The organism is Parabacteroides sp. AM58-2XD (genome assembly GCF_003463685.1).
GTDB classification, from domain to species: domain Bacteria; phylum Bacteroidota; class Bacteroidia; order Bacteroidales; family Tannerellaceae; genus Parabacteroides; species Parabacteroides segnis.
This window is the reverse complement of sequence record NZ_QSDP01000009.1, coordinates 45,881-63,140: the sequence shown is the minus strand read 5'-3', so window position 1 is coordinate 63,140 and position 17,260 is coordinate 45,881. Positions and strand designations below refer to the sequence as shown.

Annotated in this window: 8 protein-coding genes and 3 pseudogenes; 6 read left to right on the top strand and 5 right to left on the bottom strand. The window is 41.7% G+C overall.

Features of this window, described 5'->3' with window-relative positions; genetic code table 11:
- Nucleotides 1-24 precede the first annotated feature (24 nt).
- The 4 genes and pseudogenes from rpoC to DXA15_RS03665 all read left to right on the top strand — a co-directional run bounded on the left by rpoC (nucleotide 25) and on the right by DXA15_RS03665 (nucleotide 7,146).
- Nucleotides 25-4,316 (top strand): annotated as a pseudogene (gene rpoC, locus DXA15_RS03680) (DNA-directed RNA polymerase subunit beta').
- Nucleotides 4,317-4,451: 135 nt separating this feature from the next.
- Nucleotides 4,452-5,314, top strand: a pseudogene (locus DXA15_RS03675) (endonuclease/exonuclease/phosphatase family protein).
- A gap of 386 nt (nucleotides 5,315-5,700) precedes the next feature.
- Nucleotides 5,701-6,018, top strand: a complete 318-nt coding sequence (locus tag DXA15_RS03670) for a DUF3467 domain-containing protein (RefSeq protein ID WP_007654170.1) — start codon at nucleotides 5,701-5,703, stop codon at nucleotides 6,016-6,018.
- Between the two features lie 391 nt (nucleotides 6,019-6,409).
- Nucleotides 6,410-7,146: pseudogene (locus tag DXA15_RS03665) on the top strand (lysophospholipid acyltransferase family protein).
- Between the two features lie 2 nt (nucleotides 7,147-7,148).
- On the opposite strand, the gene DXA15_RS03660 reads toward DXA15_RS03665, so the two are convergent.
- Complete coding sequence (locus DXA15_RS03660; protein ID WP_128133169.1) at nucleotides 7,149-8,636, bottom strand: capsule assembly Wzi family protein; 1,488 nt, start codon at nucleotides 8,634-8,636, stop codon at nucleotides 7,149-7,151.
- Nucleotides 8,637-8,777: 141 nt separating this feature from the next.
- Here DXA15_RS03660 and DXA15_RS03655 point away from each other — a divergent pair, with 141 nt between their 5' ends.
- The gene (locus DXA15_RS03655) at nucleotides 8,778-10,163 is read left to right on the top strand and encodes a protein kinase (protein ID WP_128133168.1); all 1,386 of its coding nucleotides are present in this window, start codon (nucleotides 8,778-8,780) and stop codon (nucleotides 10,161-10,163) included.
- Here the strand turns inward: DXA15_RS03655 and DXA15_RS03650 are convergent, their stop codons facing one another.
- Entirely contained in the window at nucleotides 10,164-11,171 is a 1,008-nt protein-coding gene (locus DXA15_RS03650; protein ID WP_128133167.1) for an alpha/beta hydrolase, read from the bottom strand.
- A 379-nt stretch (nucleotides 11,172-11,550) separates the two neighbouring features.
- Here DXA15_RS03650 and DXA15_RS03645 point away from each other — a divergent pair, with 379 nt between their 5' ends.
- Nucleotides 11,551-12,771 (top strand): hypothetical protein, encoded by a 1,221-nt coding sequence (locus DXA15_RS03645; protein WP_128133166.1) that lies wholly within the window; start codon nucleotides 11,551-11,553, stop codon nucleotides 12,769-12,771.
- Between the two features lie 16 nt (nucleotides 12,772-12,787).
- Here the strand turns inward: DXA15_RS03645 and DXA15_RS03640 are convergent, their stop codons facing one another.
- The 3 genes from DXA15_RS03640 to DXA15_RS03630 are packed head-to-tail and all read right to left on the bottom strand — an operon-like array spanning nucleotide 12,788 to nucleotide 16,976.
- Nucleotides 12,788-13,492, bottom strand: coding sequence for a LytTR family DNA-binding domain-containing protein (locus DXA15_RS03640; RefSeq protein WP_128133165.1), 705 nt, complete (start codon nucleotides 13,490-13,492; stop codon nucleotides 12,788-12,790).
- A gap of 1 nt (nucleotide 13,493) precedes the next feature.
- Complete coding sequence (locus DXA15_RS03635; RefSeq protein ID WP_128133164.1) at nucleotides 13,494-14,528, bottom strand: sensor histidine kinase; 1,035 nt, start codon at nucleotides 14,526-14,528, stop codon at nucleotides 13,494-13,496.
- An 18-nt stretch (nucleotides 14,529-14,546) separates the two neighbouring features.
- The gene (locus DXA15_RS03630) at nucleotides 14,547-16,976 is read right to left on the bottom strand and encodes a TonB-dependent receptor (RefSeq protein WP_128133163.1); all 2,430 of its coding nucleotides are present in this window, start codon (nucleotides 16,974-16,976) and stop codon (nucleotides 14,547-14,549) included.
- Nucleotides 16,977-17,260 lie beyond the last annotated feature (284 nt).

The window sequence follows — 17,260 nt, the reverse complement described above, 5'->3', positions numbered from 1 at the left end:
GATAACTCTTTATAAATAAACAATATGGCCTTTAGAAAAGAAAACAAGATAAAGAGTAACTTTTCAAAAATAACCATCGGTCTGGCTTCTCCTGAAGAGATTCTTGAAAACTCTAGTGGTGAAGTTTTGAAACCGGAAACGATTAACTATCGTACGTACAAACCTGAGCGCGACGGTCTTTTCTGCGAACGTATCTTCGGTCCGATCAAGGACTATGAGTGTCATTGCGGAAAATATAACGTATCCGTTATAAAGGTATTGTCTGCGATCGTTGCGGGGTAGAAGTTACAGAGAAGAAAGTGCGTCGCGAACGTATGGGACATATCCATCTGGTTGTTCCTGTCGCTCATATCTGGTATTTCCGTTCTCTACCCAACAAAATCGGGTATCTGTTAGGCTTGCCTACCAAGAAACTGGATTCTATCATTTATTATGAACGTTATGTGGTTATTCAGCCGGGTTGTGTAGACACTGTTGCTGAATTAGACCTGCTTTCGGAAGAAGAATACTTGCAGATTCTGGATAACCTGCCAAAGGAAAACCAGATGCTGGAAGATACGGATCCTAATAAGTTCATAGCAAAGATCGGTGCTGAAGCCGTTTATGATTTGCTGGCTCGTCTGGATTTGGATTCTCTATCTTACGAACTGCGTCACCGTGCAAGTACGGACGGTTCACAGCAACGTAAGAACGAAGCGTTGAAACGTTTACAGGTTGTTGAATCTTTCCGTGCATCCAGAGGCCGCAATAAACCTGAATGGATGATCGTAAAGGTCGTTCCTGTTATTCCACCGGAATTGCGTCCGTTGGTTCCGTTGGATGGCGGACGTTTCGCTACATCCGACTTGAATGATTTGTATCGTCGTGTTATTATCCGTAATAACCGTCTGAAACGATTAATCGATATTAAGGCTCCGGAAGTAATTTTACGTAATGAAAAACGTATGCTTCAGGAAGCTGTGGACTCTCTGTTCGACAACTCTCGTAAATCGAGTGCCGTTAAGACAGATGCTAACCGTCCGTTGAAGTCTCTGTCTGACAGTTTGAAAGGTAAACAAGGTCGTTTCCGTCAGAACTTGTTGGGTAAACGTGTTGACTACTCTGCCCGTTCGGTTATCGTTGTAGGTCCTGAATTAAAAATGCATGAGTGCGGTCTGCCGAAGAATATGGCTGCCGAACTTTATAAACCTTTCGTTATCCGTAAATTGATCGAACGCGGTATCGTTAAAACGGTTAAGTCTGCCAAGAAGATCGTTGACCGTAAGGAACCGGTTGTTTGGGATATCCTGGAATATGTAATGAAAGGTCACCCAGTGTTGCTGAACCGTGCACCGACACTGCACCGTTTGGGTATCCAGGCATTCCAGCCGAAACTGATCGAAGGTAAGGCTATCCAGTTGCACCCGTTGGCTTGTACGGCATTCAACGCCGACTTCGACGGTGACCAGATGGCTGTTCACTTACCTTTAGGAAATGAGGCTGTGTTGGAAGCACAGATGTTGATGCTTGCTTCTCATAACATTTTGAACCCGGCTAACGGTGCACCTATTACCGTTCCTTCTCAGGACATGGTACTTGGTTTATACTATATAACCAAGATGCGTAAAGGTACATTGGGAGAAGGTCTGGTATTCTACGGGCCGGAAGAAGCAACTATTGCATATAATGAAAAGAAAGTAGATATCCACGCACCTATCAAAGTTTACGTTGATAACGTAGAAGAAGACGGTAAACTTGTAAAGAAAATGATCGAAACTTCTGTCGGGCGTTTGATGGTGAATGAATTTGTTCCTTTTGAAGTTGGTTATATCAATGAGGTACTGGGTAAGAAGGCGCTTCGTGATATTATCGGTAAAGTGATCAAAATTTGTGGCGTGGCTCGTACAGCCCAGTTCCTGGATGATATTAAGAACTTGGGTTACTATATGGCATTTAAGGGAGGTCTGTCGTTCAACCTGGCCGACGTACTTATCCCGCCTGAAAAAGATGCACTGGTTAAGGAAGGTTACGATGAAGTGGAACAGATCCTGGCTAACTATAGCATGGGTTTCATTACCTTCAACGAACGTTACAACCAGATTATCGATACATGGACACACGTCAACAGCAAGTTGTCTAATATCCTGATGAAACAGCTGACAAATGACAATGACGGGTTTAACTCTGTATTCATGATGATGGACTCCGGTGCCCGTGGTTCTAAAGAACAGATTCGTCAGTTGTCCGGTATGCGTGGTTTGATGGCAAAACCGCAGAAGAGTGGTGCTGAAGGTGGTCAGATTATTGAAAACCCGATCCTTTCAAACTTTAAAGAAGGTTTGTCAGTGTTGGAGTACTTCATCTCTACCCACGGTGCTCGTAAAGGTTTGGCCGATACCGCGTTGAAGACTGCCGATGCCGGTTACCTGACTCGTCGTCTGGTAGACGTATCGCATGACGTTATCATCAATGAAGAAGACTGTGGTACGCTTCGTGGTCTGATTTGTACGGAATTGAAGAATAACGAAGAAGTTATCGCTTCTCTGTATGAACGTATCTTGGGACGTGTATCTGTTCATGATATCCAGCATCCGTTGACTGGTGAATTGATTGTTGCTGCCGGTGAAGAAATTCGCGAAGACGCAGCTAAGCAGATCCAGGATTCTCCTATCGAAAGTGTGGAAATCCGTTCGGTACTTACCTGTGAATCCAAGAAGGGTGTTTGTGCTAAGTGTTACGGACGTAACCTGGCTACAGGCCGTATGGTTCAGAAGGGTGAAGTTGTCGGGGTTATCGCTGCACAGTCTATCGGGGAGCCGGGTACACAGTTGACATTGCGTACATTCCACGTCGGTGGTATCGCATCTAACATTGCAACAGAAAACAGTATTACATCTAAATACGACGGTATTCTGGAAATCGACGAACTTCGTGCCGTAGAAGCTGATGATGCATCAGCTGGTAAGAAGTATCAGGTAGTAGTAAGCCGTCTGGCTGAAATGCGTATCGTTGATCCGAATACGAAGATTGTATTACTGACTCATAATATCCCTTACGGTTCTAAATTGTTCTTCAATAACGGAGACAAGATTAGCAAGGGTGACGTAATTATTGAATGGGACCCGTTCAATGCTGTTATCGTATCGGAAGTTTCCGGTAAGATCGAATTTGAAAGCGTTGTAGAAGGTGTTACTTACAAAGTTGAAAGTGACGAAACTACAGGTTTGAAAGAAAAGATCATTATCGAATCTAAGGATAAGACAAAAGCTCCGGCTGCTCACATCGTTGATGAAAACGGTAATTACCTGAAAAACTATTCATTGCCGCTGGGCGCTCACGTTGTCAAAGAGAACGGCGATCCTGTTAAGGCTGGTGAAGTTTTGGTTAAGATACCGCGTGCAGTAGGTAAGGCTGGTGATATCACCGGTGGTCTTCCCCGTGTTACCGAGTTGTTTGAAGCTCGTAACCCGTCTAACCCGGCTGTCGTTTCTGAAATCGACGGTGAAGTTGGATTCGGTAAGATCAAACGTGGTAATCGTGAAATCACTGTAACCTCTAAGTTGGGTGAAGTGAAGAAGTACATGGTGCCATTGTCAAAACAGCTTTTGGTTCAGGAAAATGACTATATCCGTGCCGGTATGCCATTGTCCGACGGTGCTATCACTCCATCGGATATCCTTGCTATCAAGGGCCCGACGGCTGTTCAGGAATATATCGTGAACGAAGTACAGGACGTTTACCGTCTGCAGGGTGTGAAGATTAACGACAAACACTTCGAAGTTATCGTTCGTCAGATGATGCGTAAGGTAGAAGTGGTTGATCCGGGAGATACTCGCTTCCTGGAACAGCAGGTGGTTGATAAGTTGGAAGTAATGGATGAGAACGATCGTATCTGGGGCAAGAAAGTTGTTATGGATCCGGGAGATTCTCAGACAATGCAGGCTGGTCAGATCGTAACTGCCCGTAAGTTGAGAGACGAAAACAGTATGTTGAAACGTCGTGACATGAAACTTGTAGAAGTTCGTGACGCTGTTCCTGCTACTGCAAATCAGATCCTTCAGGGTATTACACGTGCTGCATTGCAGACAAACAGCTTTATGTCTGCCGCATCTTTCCAGGAGACTACGAAGGTGTTGAACGAAGCTGCTATCAACGGAAAGGTAGACCGTCTGGAAGGTTTGAAAGAAAACGTTATCTGCGGTCACTTGATCCCGGCTGGTACAGGTCAGAGAGATTTCGACAAGTTGGTTGTCGGCGCTAAAGATGAATTTGAACGTATCTTTGCCAACCGCAAGAATGTTGTAGATTTTAATGCGATGGACAGAGATGGTGAGTAAATAGCTTATCATATAATATAAAAGAAGGCTTTCGGTTTATTTCCGGAAGCCTTTTTTGTTTTTAGTAATTTGCTTAATCAGTATAGATATCTTACTTTTGTCTGTCGCCTATATTAACTAAATATATAAAGTATCATGAAAAAGATTTTGTTAAGTATTCTGTCTGTATTATTGTTTGCAGGCTTTTTGTCGGCTAAACAGCCGGATGCTCCTTTGAAGGTAATGACGTTCAATATTCGTATGGATACGAATGCTGACGGAGATAATCAGTGGAGTAACCGAAAGGATTTAGCAGCTAATCTGGTTGAATTTTATAATACGGACATCTTTGGAGCGCAGGAAGTGTTGAATCACCAGCTTACAGATCTTTTGACACGTCTGCCGGAATATGCCTATGTCGGTGTTGGCCGGGAAGATGGAAAGACCAAAGGTGAATATGCTCCGATTATCTATAAAAAAGACCGTTTTGAACTTGAAGACAGTGGTAATTTCTGGTTGGCGGAAGATATGAATGCCATAGGTAAAAAAGGTTGGGATGCCGCTTGCGAACGTGTTGCTACCTGGGGTATCTTTAAAGATAAAGAATCAGGGAAAAAGTTTTTCTTCCTGAACACTCATCTGGATCATATGGGGAAAGTAGCCCGCCATGAGGGAGCTTCATTAGTCTGGACGAAGCACATAAGCTCTCTAAAGGCTTACCGGTTATTGTGACAGGCGACTTTAATGCGACTCCGGATGATGATCCGATAAAAGTATTGACAGATACAAGTGATCCACGCCATGTGATCCATACCCGTGAAGTGGCAGATTTGAAATATGGCCCGGAATGGACTTTCCATGACTATGGACGTATTCCTCTTGAAAAGAGAGAATGGATCGATTATATTTTCATGAAAGGAGACATAAAGGTTTTGACTAACGGTGTGCTTACAGATACACTTAATCATCTTTATCCGTCCGATCATTGTCCGGTTATTGCAACTTTGGTAATTAAATAGAAAATATTGGTCTGTAATGAAATGCACTTCGGAGCAAATCTATTTATGAGCTATTTTATATGTGTTTTATTTTGTTAATTATCGGAGAAATATAAGTTAATGACTAATTTGTGTTTGGTGTTTTTTTCTACAGTTTGTATCTTTGTATCGTTCTGAATGTAGATATACATCTGAACAGAAAAAAACCTTAACCTAAAAGTCAGGATAATAAATATTAAACACAATAAGGTATTTTTTTTACATTGGTCTAAAGAATTGAGAATTAAAAACACAACTGGAAAAGGGTCGCCTGTGAAGGTGGCCCTTTTTATTTCCAATATATTTCATGGATACTTCTTATATCAGTATATTTGCGTTCGATTTGTTAAACATAAAACATAAAGAAAATGGAGAACAATAACAAACCTTCTAACGAGATACAGGTAGAACTGTCAGAAGAAATGGCACAGGGTACTTATGCAAACCTGGCAATTATTTCACATTCAACATCAGAGTTTATACTCGACTTTATCCGTGTGGTACCGGGAGCTCCGAAGGCACAGGTGAAAAGTCGTGTGATCCTGACTCCGGATAATGCGAAGCGCTTGTTTTTTGCATTGCAGGATAACCTGGCAAAATATGAAGAACAGTTGAAAGGAGGAAATAAGACGGCTAATTTTGAAGATTTTATTCCACCGATGGGAGGCGTTCAGGGAGAAGCCTGATTTCTCGTGTTTCTTAAACTAAAAAGGGATCGTTTCAATTATCAGAAACGGTCCCTTTTTAATTTTTTGAAGCTTGTGTGTGTTACTCCATCTTCTTGTTGATAACAATGTGACCGACGTAACCAAGGATGATGACTGCCAAACCTGCGATAAGGATAGTGTTGGTTACACCTCCGGTAATAGCCGGTACAGCAGGATGATTACACCGATTAGGAGTACGATTACCCCAAGATTTTTGACTAATTCGCTCATGGTTATAGATGTTTTTATAATAATTTTCTTTTCTACCGCAAATAAAGTAATAATAACCCGATTGCAAAAATATTTTAGAATAAAAATAATGAATCCATCAAATTTAGCGGTTATATTTGTAGGATCAATACAGTTATATATGATACGAATACTTTACTTAGTTTATTTATGGCTGTTTTTTGTGCCTGTCTTTCTGGTGCTCACGATCGTTACAGCCTTAACTGTCATCGCTGGTTGTTTGCTGGGGGGAGAAAAGATTTTTGCTTATTACCCGGGTATGATCTGGTCCCGGCTGACGTGTTATCTGGCACTCTGTCCGGTAAAAGTAAGAGGTCGGGAAAATATAGATCGTAAACAATCATACGTGTTCGTCTCAAATCATCAGGGGGCATTTGATATTTTTCTTATTTATGGTTTTCTGGGCGTCCCGATCAAGTGGGTGATGAAGGCCGGGATTGGAAAGATTCCTTTTGTGGGAGCCGCCTGTCGTGCTGCTGGTTTTATATTTGTGGATAACTCTACGCCTAAAGCAGCAGCCCGCAGTGTGCAGGAAGCGGAACGATGCCTGAAAATGGTGCCTCTGTTGTTGTCTTTCCGGAAGGTTCAAGGACCTATACCGGGAAAATGATCCGTTTTAAAAAAGGTGCTTACCAGATGGCTCTCGATCAACATTTGCCGATTGTGCCGATTACATTGAACGGACCTTTTGATGTCTTGCCGATCGGATCGCTGAATGTGCACCGGCATAAAATGGAGATGATCATTCATCCGGCTATTTCAACGGAAGATATGGACCCTTCCCATAAAGGGATGCAGCAATTTGCAGACCGGACGCAGGCGATCATTACTTCTGCCTTATGGGAGAAGTATAAGTGAAATTAGTTCCATGCTTTCAATAAACCAGTCTTGGTTACACCCAGACTGAACCCGACACTCTTGCCCAGCATCGTTCCGGTATCGGCTGCTACTGATCCGGTAAACTGCCATCCTTTTAACCGGGGATGCGTGTAGTTGATATCGACCAGGCTGGAAGTGCCGTATTTCTTATTCAGATATGGGAAATAAGAGGTCCCCCAACCGTTCATTGCCGTGAATAATACGCGGTAGGACAGGAGGGCGTTAATATTGCCTTCTGCTCCAAAATGCCAGCTTTTAACACGATTGTTCTCAAAGCCTAAAGTACCGTCTGTGTTATATTCCGGTGCGGGAATCAGTGGTGAACCTACTCCACGGTTAAAATAAGAAAAACCTGTCCGGTATTCTCCATTATTATAATAATCATCGTTTCCGCCTCCTCGGCCGCCTTTCCATTTATCACGGTCGAATGTGATAAAGTGCATCGGTCCACTTTGATTCATTGTTACCAGATATTCGGCTACAATTTTATTTAGCCAGGGAATAGTCGGTAAATCGACTTGAATACCCCATAAGCCGTCCGTTTTATTGGCAAATTCCATCCCCGACTTATCATTGAAATAATGTTGATAATAAAAATGTCCTCCCCAGTCCTTTTGTGTGTAACTTAATTTGAAATCGTAAGAACCGTAGTGACTACCCAATACGTTAATCTGATCGGAATCTGTAGCATCTTCACCTCCCTTTTGTCCAAAAATGACTCTTATGAAATCTTTAAAAGATTGTGGTTGCTTGCCGATTCTAGGATTAGTGGAAGTACCTCCCCATTGGGCAAAATGCTGAACACCGGCTGTGAAGGATAAAGGAAAATTATTTTCTGTGTCCTTGATACGGAAGAAGAAGGATTTATGATGCCATAATACATTCTTCACATAAGTCTGTTTCGAGTTGGCGAAATCTTTCAGGTAATCGGTATCGAATGACTTGCCGACGGCAAAATCACCTCTCACCTGTAGCCACCCTTTAGTTAAGGGAACTAATGTAAATTCAGGCATACTGATATTAATTTCCGGGATAGGACGGGCATTAGCCGATTGAGTCATATCACCCGAACTCAGGTTACGGTCCCATAACGAATTATACCGTTCCTTACTTCCAATGCTGAGCAGCATGCTTCTGTATCCTATTTCCGCATAAGCCTGTTGAATGAAAACATTACGGTGGCGTGGTACGGCTGCAACGAGATCCAACCCTGCGCCCCAGTAGAACTTCGAACCGAAATGCTGGTTATGAAAAACTCCTGCATTTAAAAGCCCGTTTCCTGCATCCAACGGAACAACTCCATAGCGGTTGCTGACCATCCAGAACGGGGTGTTCGAACCGGTTGCTGCCGAACCGAACAGCTCGGCTTTATAAATCGTGGAATCTTGTATCTTGTTGATCTGGGAATAACTGCGAACAGAAATACTAAGCAAACTTATTCCTATTAATATAATATGTAAGGCTTTCATTTAATTTACTTTTTTGTCCGCAACAAAGGTAATGATAAATATAATGCTTCAAGAGACTCATTTAAAAAAGAAGCTTAAGCATTATAAAAATACAAATATAATTGTATCTTTGTTGTCACTGCTTGATTTACAACGTTTGATATGGATGATAAGCTACTTTTGTTTGAATTTCTTGATGCTGAAAAGTATAGAATTTCATTATCTTTGGGGGAATGTCAGTTAGATTCCAAACCTTTAGGGAGGAATGAGGCAGGCATAGTCTTCAAAGCGAGAATGAATGGAAAAGATGTTGCCTTGAAATTCTTTTTGTTTAATGGTGATGACTCAAGAAAAGGGAAGTGGTTAAATAAACTTAAAGCAAGATACCTGGAAATATCGCTTTTGGAGACAAGAAATAACATTGTCCAGTATGCCGACTTTGATATCGTGACTGTCGAAGGGGAGGAAATACCGGTCCTTGTGATGAAATTGTATAAATGTTCGTTGGAAGAATACCGGAGTATACTTTCGATGGATACTTTCCTAAAGTTGTTCCGTTTCCTGACGAACACCGTACAGTTCCTGCATAGCATGGGAATCAGCCATGGAGCTATAACTCCCCGTAATATCCTGGTGGACGATCATAATGATTTTGTCCTGACGGATGTCTCTATCCTGGAGAATAACGATGCCGGTTATTCAGATATCACCGCGATCGGAGAGGTACTGCAATGGTATGCTTTCGGAAATACCAGCAACGACGCTGGCATAAGCAAGGTTTTCCCGGCATTGAAACTGTATGACCAGATCGTGGAACGTTGCCTGACACAGGATAACAGCCGGCGCTTCCGTTCGGTGGATGAGATATTGGCTTTTGTAGAGATCCAGAAAGAACGTGATCCGAGTGAATTATTGAAAGAGTTCAGCCTGATCTGCCGGAAGAACTTTCCTAAGGAACTTCCCGAGTTTGTCCATTGTTCGGACCAGGCAAAGATCACAAAACTCTTTTCCGAGTTTGTCTCCAGAAAAGACTTCTTTGGCAGCAACCTGATCTATTTCACGGATGTGGAGCGGAATGTCTTTTCTCCTCAGATATGCAAGAACGGATATATCAAGTTCGATAACTCAGCACAATATAAGGTATTGGATATCTGGATTCACAGTGACAGCGATATGCGAAACGACTATATCCTGGTTCACCATTCGAACACACTGCCCGAAAAGGTAAACGGCAAGGATGTGTACCGCTGGGCCGTTTATGAAGAACGTACACAGATCACCTGGGAGGAAGCGATGAACGGTTTCGCCGAAAGCGACGGGGATATTATCGCACTGGACCGGACTAAAATTGAGTTTTACAACCGCATCTCCCGTGAGGGGTATACTTTTATCGCGCTGAACCATCTGCATAGCCTGGCTTCTCCCGCCAATGCCGGGACGTTACGCGATTACTTTTTCCGTTTTAGCTTTAGTTATGTCAACCGTTACATTCTGGAAGATATGAATAACCAGATGAAGCAACATATCTCGGCTCTCGGCAGAAAATGATCAGAAGCCTTTCCGGTTCATCCAGTCGAAAACCGTCCGGTAGGTGTGGTCGCGGGATTCTTTTTCGGAGAGTATCAGGTCATGGATGCCGTTCGGTATCGTGTCGCGGGTCACATACTCTCCCAGCTTCGGAGCATACTTCTGAATATCGTGTACATCCAGTACTATGTCGGAAGATAGATATTCGTTATGCCATTCTTTAGTCTCCGGATATGACTTGTCGGACGACATGACCAGAACCGGACAATCCAGGTGCAGGCCTTTCCTTACTTTTCGTTGCCCTTCCTGAATAGCCTTTATCCAGCCAGCCTTTTTAGGATGCCCGTTAATCATCTTCCAGTTTGTATCGTATTCCCATTCCCCTTTGAACTGCTTCAACAGGCTGTGTGCGTAAGATGCAATACCATAGCCTTGTACGGTCAGGTTCGGCAAGAATCTCCCTATAAATGCCACAGCCGGAATAGCAACCTTTTCCATAAACCATCCGAAGTTCCAGTCGAGGAAAGGACTGTTCAATATCAACCCGTCGACCGGAAGGTTATCCTTTTTGCTATCCAGGTATAATGGTGTGATCAATCCTCCCGTGGAATGGGCCATCAACAGGATTCTGTCATTCCCTTCCGAACGTATGGTTGCCAGTGCCGTATCGATATCCGCGAAATACTCCGTAAGGCTTTTGCAGAAAAACGGATTCTGGTTGGGGAGGATGGAACGCCCGTATTTTCGCAGGTCCATCGCATAGAAGTTGTAGCCGTGTGCATTCACGCTATCGCCCAGTTGCTTCTGAAAAAAGTAATCGTTGTAACCATGAATATACAGGACCGCCTGTTTTACATCGGGCAACTGGGGCTTCTTGACCAGCGTACAGACCACTTTCCCTTCGTAATCGTCAGGCATTTGAAAAGTACGACGCAGGTATCCGTCTCCCAGCACATCGGGTACATATTGGGCATACAGGCTGACTGCCAGTAGAATAAGTAAAGATGTAAAATAAAGTTTGCGTCTCATAATCGTTTTCCTTTTATAACCGCGACGGGTATATCATTGTTCCGGTCGCAAAGGTAGGTAAACAATTAGAACGGAAGACATCGTATTTTAATCTTTTCTATATTACTATTTAGTTCTTACCTCTTGTATTTTTATTCATTCCGGCATGCATAAATTTAATTTTGAGCATGCCGGAAATTAAATTTATGCATGCTGAAAATTGATTTTTAGCTTGCTCAAAAGAAATAGAATAAGGGAGAAAAATACGAAAAGTCTATGACAAACAAACTAAATAGTCATGTCTTTCCGGTTAGTTTGATTTATGCCGTTCTTTATTTCATTAAATAAAATAATTGTGTACTTTTAGGACTTCATTAATAATCAATAGGGGGAGATAGTTATGAGACGTTTTTATTCTTTGTTACTGATGGTACTGTGTTGCGCCGGTTTGTTTGCCAAGACGAAGAAGGCAGTGTATATAATCATCGACGGGGTTCCTGCCGACCAGATCGAGAGACTGCATACTCCGGCGATTTTTGATATAGCGTCGAGGGGAGCCTATGGCAGGGCTTATACCGGAGGTGAGATAGGAGGATATTCCCAGACCGCTACGATCTCGGCGATCGGATATACTAATTTGCTGACATCTACTTGGTTTAACAAGCATAATGTGGGCGGCAATTCGGACTTGAAACCCAATTATAACTACTGGACTATCTTCAGGATCGCGAAAGAACAACCCAAAGAGTATAAAACAGCCATTTATTCCAGTTGGACGGATAACCGTACCGTGTTGATCGGGGAGGGGAAGAAGGAAACAAACAATCTTAAAATAGATTATGTAAAAGACGGTTACGACCTGGATACAATTCGTTTTCCTAAAAAGGAGAAGGATTTGCATATCTTCGATATAGATGAACAAATATCGAAGGATGCCGCAGAAGGTATCCGTAAAGAGGCGCCCGACCTGAGCTGGGTTTATCTGTGGTATACCGACGACGCAGGGCATATTGCCGGAAACGGGGCTTTCTTCGACGAATATGTCCGGAAGGCCGACAATCAGGTTGCCCGTATCTGGGAAGCCGTCAAGTACCGCGAAGCAAACTTTGATGAAGAATGGATGGTTGTTGTTACCACCGATCACGGACGCGGAGAAAATGGTCACGGTCACGGGGGGCAGTCCTGGCGCGAACGTACTACCTGGATTTCGACCAATATCCCTGTAAACAGTCATTTTACAAAAGGCTCCCTGGCTATCACGGATATCGCTCCTTCCATTTGCCGTTATATGGGATTTGAAATTCCGCAGGCTGTACTTTGGGAGCAGGACGGCATGCCGTTTATCGGGCAGACCGATATTTATGATTTGCAAACCCTGCCTTATAATAATACGGTGGAGTTGTCCTGGAAATCCTATACAGGAAATGCCCCGGTCGCAGTCTATGCCGCTTCCGCTAATAAGTTCAGGGAAGGCGGAAAGGATGAGTGGACTAAGCTCGCGGAACTTCCGGCCGGCGTGAAAAGTTATACGGTCGATCTACAGGTTTTACCGGCATCGCAGTTTTATAAGTTCGTTGTCGTGTCTCCGGGCAATCATCTGAACCGTTGGTTACAGAAATAGCTGGATTACAATAGGTCTAACCTTTGGTTATTAACCGGTTATTCAGTATCAGGTTGAAGATGTTATCCTTTAGGTTCCGGGCTACGGGTATTTTGTATGAGTTTACGTTCAGCAGATTTCCGTCGATAGCATTTACCTGGTTGATATTTACAATATATGACCGGTGGGTCTGTTGAAAGATATCCTGTGGCAACGATTCATGGATCTGTTTCAGGGTGGTGTACACTATTTCTTTAGAGGACACAGTTTGGATGATAACATAGTTTTCCATGCTTTCGATAAAGAGGATATCTTTGAACAGAATCTTCTTCAACTGCTTGTCGCTCTTTACGAATATGTAATCGTCAGCTTCTTTCTGTTCTGTTTGCAACAGGGCGTGAATCCTGTTTGCTGATTTTAGGAAGCGATCGAAGGATACCGGTTTCAGAAGATAATCCACTACTTCGAACTCATATCCTTTAAGGGCATATTGCTCATAAGCCGATACGATGATAACCTTAGGCGGGTTGGTTATGTTTGATAGCAATTCCAGTCCTGTCATTTCAGGCATTTCAATATCGAGGAAGATAAGGTCGACCTGTTGGTTCTTCAGCATTGTGTTTAACTGAATAGCATCTTCACATTCGCCGACCAGTGTGAGAAATTCTATTTTTTCGATATAACCCCGTAACCCCTTTCTAGCCATGGGTTCATCATCTGTTATGATACATTTTATTTTCATGTCAGTTTGTGCTTATAGTAAGTTTAGCAACAAACAGATTTTCTGTTTGTTTAATCTCTAAGTTGTATTTATCAGGATACAGAAGGTCGAGCCGTCGTTTTAAATTCTCAATGCCTATCCCTTTTTTCTTTTTGGTGCTCTGCGATTGGGATATTGAATTTGTTATTTCAAACAGAATTTGTCTCCCGTCTGATTTCATTTCCAGTTGTATTCTGTATTCACCTCTTACATATTTAAAAGCATTTTCAATTAAAGGCTGAAACAAGAGAGGGTGTATCTTCTGATCTTTCAACTCCGGATCGAAATACAGATCCAGCACGAGCCTTTCGGTCATCCGTAACTGCTGAAAAGCAATATATGATTTAAGATAACTTATTTCCTGTTCCATTCTCACCTCCTTTTCTATATCATAGAGCTGATAGCGTAGCAGGTCGGATAACTGTTCGATACTTTGTTTGGCTTCCCCGTTTGTATCCTCTACCTGAAAATAAATGGTATTTAAGGCATTGAACAGGAAATGCGGATGGTATTGCGATTTAAGGAATTTCAGTTCGGTTTCTAGCTGATCGACTTTAACCTTTTCCAGTTGAAGGTTTTGCTCAATGAAACTTTTGAATAAAATGCCATTGCGCACCAGCGTATAATATAGAAACAGCATAAGAGATACAACCACATTAATCAGTGCCGATTCCCCCCATTTAAAAGTGTCATTCAAGTTTACACAAAACTGAATAAATGTGTGTGTGATATTTAAGAGGGTAAAATTTATTAGAAAAACCAACACATATTCTTTCCAGCTTGCTTTCTTCTTATCTTTGCTTTTATTGATAGAATAGCGTGCTATTCGTTGATAAATAAAACTTCCCAGAAAGAATGTGGTAATGGTTATACCCATAGCCAGTAAACGGGCTCTAAAAGCAAACGGATTAAATTCCCATATTCGCTCATTATAAGCAATATCCACAACAATAAACATGCACAATGTAAGTGTTAACGCGATAAGTAAGGAATTAATCCAGTCATGCTTTAAGTTCATTTGTTTTTATCTTTAATGTTACAAGCCTATTCGTTTACTTTCTTCGATCCTATTTGCCTTTTGGGATTTCTTTATCTCCCTGCCACGATTAAAACGGTAACCGAGCGATATTCCTATCATTCTGCTATCATTCTTTTCTTTAGATGTATAATACAGATAGTTACTGTCTATACTGACACGGGGACGAAGAGAATGAAAGATATCGTGAGCGTAAATATACATACTAAATTTGTCTTTAAACAGGTTTTTGCGAACTCCGAGCGATAGTGTCCATAAAGATTTCACCCTGGTTTGTCCTTCGATCATCTTGCCGCTATAAAATCCTTGAACTTCTCCTCCCCATCCGTAGGGTAGCCTGAATTGATTGCTGATATGTAACATTGGGGTGATAGCCTCATTTTTTAATGTTTTCCCGGATGCCGTCCAATCGAATTGTTTATAAGTTAAAGAACCATTTATGTGAGCTGTCCACCAATTAAAAGGTTGCAGGTTGTTTAATCCGACTCTTAATCCGAATGAATTATTGCCGGATAAGTTTTGCGGCATAATCATGACGCGGCTATCCTCGACCAGAAAACTAGTAGAGATCGGATTGTTTATATGAGAGTAGAATACATTGAATGAGTAGCGTTTTTTGAACAGCCATGAAATTTCTATATTATCTATTAACTCAGGTTTCAATCCGGTATTTCCTTGCTCATATAAAAACTGATCTCTGACTTCCACGAAAGGATTCATATTCCTGTAATTGGGGCGGACAATACGACGGTTATATGCCATAGACAGACTGTGATTCTCAGATAGTTGATATTGAGCCATCAGAGAAGGAAAAAGGTCTGTATATCTTTTACTGAAAGTAGTGTCCTGAGTGGTCGAACTATAATCGCTTTTTGTATATGTATTTTCTAATCGCAAACCTATTTCTGTTGAAAAGTGGGGAGACCATTTAGCGTTGAATTGAAAATATCCTGCGTTGATGTTTTCATTATAAGCAAAATTACTGCTGAGGTTGTTGTCTTCCTGCCAATTGTCGTCAATCAGGTTTTTATACAAAGCATCGCTTCCAATATTTACGAAAACTGTTTTCAGTCCGGCTTTTATTCCAAATTTCTCAGACATATCATAACTTAAATTAGTTTGTCCGCTGTATATTTTAATATCCCCATTTGTTTTGCCGGACATTGTATCTTCCTGTAATGGTTTGATATGAGTCTGGAAAAAGGATTTCAACAACTGATCGTCTTTCTGGTCAAACAGTTGGAAGTCGAAGGAGGCGTCCCATTTTCCTGCTTTCGCAAATTTGTATACCATATTGGCTCCTCCTGTGATATTGGTGTAGCCGTGATCCAATGCGCTTAACGCTGTTAAAGTAGAATCGCTTTGAGTGCTGTTATTCTTAAAGAAGTCTGATATGATAGTTTCGTTTTTGTCCCGGTTAAACCAACTTGGCGATAAATATGTTCCGACGGTTATTTTATCCGAAAGGTCATAATCTATCCCGGCATTTATAGAATGTCCTCTATATTCCCTTTCTATATCATTAACGAAGTCCTTTCGTAGTTCGAGTGGTTTTAAAGTGACCGGATCTATGTAATGACCGGAGACTGTGAGTTCTATATAGTCTTTCCCCCAGTAATAAGAGTAATCAGCATATATATTCAGTTTGTTATGATGGAAGTTTAAAGATAAATTTTCATATCCTTTGGTATATTTCCCTCTCTCCAAACCGGAAGATACTGCAATGTTTATACCTTGTTCTTTGACTTTCTTTTTCTGGATATTAATCATACCCGAACTACCCGCCGCATCGTATTTTGATGATGGCTGGGATATCAGTTCGATATTTTCAATGGAGTTGGCGGGGATGGAACGCAAGTAATTGACCAGATTTTCCCCTGACAGATAAGTTACTTTATCATTGATCAATACTTTCGCACCTGATTTGCCATTTAGAATAATCGATCCGTCATTTTGAACGATTACTCCCGGCAATTTTTTTAATGCATCCAGTATATTGCCATCCGTACTCAATAATGCGGAAGATAGGTTGATTGTCATTTTCCCTGATTCGACTTTCACCGGGGGACGTTTACCGGTTATAGTTACAGCAGACAACATATAAGAATCTTCTTCCATAACGATGTTACCCAATTCGTTTTTAGTATTTGGTCCGACTTGTTGCTGCATGCTGATCTTTTTTAGTCCCATCATAGAAAATGAAAGGATATAACTGTCTGGTTTGAGATTCGGGATTTCGAATTGTCCGTCCAAATCTGATATAACACCTGTTATGTAGGTTGAATCAGCATGGGTGACTACTACTATTGTTGCACCGGCTACAGGTGCATTGTCTTTGTCTATTACTTTACCTGATATGACGGATTGTGCGGATATGCTGATCGACAGAATCAGTAATACAACCAGGATATACATTTTATTGTATTTCATAACTTTATTGTTTTTTGATTTCTGGCTCAAAACTAATCCGAAGCAATATGGCTATCAAATTAACCTGACGAACGGAATAATTTACTTGATGAAAGGTAAAAAAGTATCTTTCCGGATGATTCCTTTTCTGTAAGGGGAGTGCCTGACAGTTGAAAAAACGGGAGCATAAACTTTCGGTTTAAGAGATATTGTTTAATTTTGCAACTGGGATATTAGAGGAAATGTAGTGCAAGACATAGAAAATGCAGGATTGCCGCCTTATTATCCGGGCCGTTGGGGATTTT